This window comes from Candidatus Poribacteria bacterium (genome assembly GCA_021295755.1).
GTDB lineage: Bacteria > Poribacteria > WGA-4E > WGA-4E > PCPOR2b > PCPOR2b.
In genome coordinates this window covers 20,883-22,864 of sequence record JAGWBT010000125.1, presented here as the reverse complement: position 1 = coordinate 22,864, position 1,982 = coordinate 20,883, and the positions used below count along the sequence as shown (strand labels likewise).

The 1,982-nt window shown below is 47.3% G+C and carries 4 protein-coding genes; all 4 read right to left on the bottom strand.

Annotated elements, in window-relative coordinates:
- Positions 1-292 (bottom strand): hypothetical protein (locus J4G02_17125; GenBank protein MCE2396273.1); only part of this gene is annotated, 292 nt, incomplete at its 3' end.
- Entirely contained in the window at positions 273-845 is a 573-nt protein-coding gene (locus J4G02_17120; protein MCE2396272.1) for a sigma-70 family RNA polymerase sigma factor, read from the bottom strand. The genes J4G02_17120 and J4G02_17125, both read right to left, overlap by 20 nt.
- A 231-nt stretch (positions 846-1,076) precedes the next feature.
- Positions 1,077-1,439: a hypothetical protein gene (locus J4G02_17115; protein ID MCE2396271.1), complete on the bottom strand. Its 363-nt coding sequence runs from the start codon at positions 1,437-1,439 to the stop codon at positions 1,077-1,079.
- Positions 1,440-1,478: 39 nt separating this feature from the next.
- The coding region (locus tag J4G02_17110) for an RNA polymerase sigma factor (GenBank protein MCE2396270.1) at positions 1,479-1,982 on the bottom strand (504 nt) is incomplete at its 5' end.

Genomic DNA, 1,982 nt, shown 5'->3' with positions numbered 1-1,982 from the left:
GGGTTGTGAAAATTGCCTGCCCGCCTCGGCTGTATTCATCGCCCCGTATCAGTCCAATCATCGCACATCTAACGAAGTCCTGCCCATCTGTTGGGTAACGGTGTATCTCCTCCCAAATCACTTCAGGATCGCAGTCATTTTTTGCATTTAGTGCCTTTAGAATCTGGTCAACCTTTTCACGGAGAGAGCCGATTTCTTCGCGGACTTGGCTACGGAATTCATAGGTGTTAATGGATTCCTTGGTTGAACTGTCTTGGGATTCAACGCTCTGTTCAGTTAATTTTTCGTTCATTCTCGTAAACTCCTTTCAACTTTTCTCTAGCTCGATGGAGCCTGCTTTTAATTGCACTCTTGGAGAGCTCCAACATCTCCGAAATCTCTTGGTATGTCAATCCCTGAAAGTAGTAAAGTCGAATAATCTCCTGATGGGCTTCGCTGAGATAACAGATATAGTTTTCTAGGTTAGCGAAGGCTTCATGTGCTAGCAACTGTTCTTCGGGCGTCAACACAGTTTGCGAACTTCGCATCTCAATCTGCTCTCGCGTTTGACTGTCCGAAATTAATTTTTCATACGACACGAAAGGCTTTTGACGGCGAAGCCAAGAGATGCAGACGTTCCGCGCAATCTGTCTCAACCAGCCTTTGAACTTGCTCGGTTCGCGCAGTGTATCAAGATTAAAATACGCCTGAATGAACACTTCTTGGGCAAGGTCTTCATCCTGTTCGGTGTATGGTAGGGTCTGCCGTATCCAACCGAATACCGCTGATTGGTAGCGTCCGACAAGGATTTCAAATGCCCAATCGTCGCCGGAAAGCGTTTGATGAATCAGCACCGCATCGTCCATTCCGGTTGCCTTTCACATTCAAAGGGTCTATCACATTAGTCGCAAAACAGCGATGTGCGGTTTCGCTGAAATAAAAAAACGTTCGCATCTATGGGCTAGGTTGATAGAATAGCGTGGACGCAATCAAAAAAGGGCAGTAAGCTGATATAAGAATTAAGTCCTGACTATATAAAATAAAAAAGGCGGCTGGATTTAATCCAACCGCCTTAGTTGTGAGTAGGTTGAAAGACCCTACTCTTCCGTGATTGGGGCTTTCACACGCCCAATAATTCTTTCGAGGGTTTCATTGTTTATATCCGATATGGATCCGTTGAAGACAGGGGCGGTATAATATGAGTTGCCACTGCTACTTACCCCTACCAGCCCAGTTTGACTTTCAAGGCAAGCCACAAGTTGACTCGATGCCAAACGAGCGAGTAATACCTTTTCTTTGTCGCTTGCCTTTTCAGGGACTTCTAAAGCAAGGGACTTTACATATGGATCGCTTATAATCCTGCTAACGCTGGCATGCAGATTATTGTAACTCTTGACCACTATATCACCAATGCCGGTATACAGTTCCATGTGGAGGCTTGCCTCCAGATCGTCTTTCATAGCACGCGCTGGTGCAATCAGTCGGATAAGAGCGCCATTTTAATTCTCCTTTTCAATGCCCAACGCCTCAAGGATTTCAGGCTTGAGCAGGTTTCGCAGGTTTTTCCTGCCGTAGAAAATTCGGGATTTGACGGTCCCGATGTCGGACCCCATCGCCTCCGCGATTTGTGCATAAGTCAGATTTTCTTCACAGTAAAGAATTATCGCCTGCCGCTGAATCTCTGGCAGACGGTCGATTGCTTTCTGTACCTCGGAGAGGAGCAGTCTCCAGTGCAACTGCTCATCGGGTTGTTGGCGGCGATCTGTTACGAACGAGGGATCGACAGTCGAATCTTCGGAAGCTCCGCCTAGGGGAACGAACTGAAAGCGTCCCTGTCGTCGAAGCGTGTCATAGCAGCGGTTGCGGACGACACGGAAGAGGAAAGGTCGCAGATGCTCACTTGATTTGAGTCGCTCAAGGTTCATGTAGAGCGCGAGAAACGCATCCTGTACAATATCATCTTCCGCTTCGCTGATGCCAACTAATCTGCGGACAAAACGTCT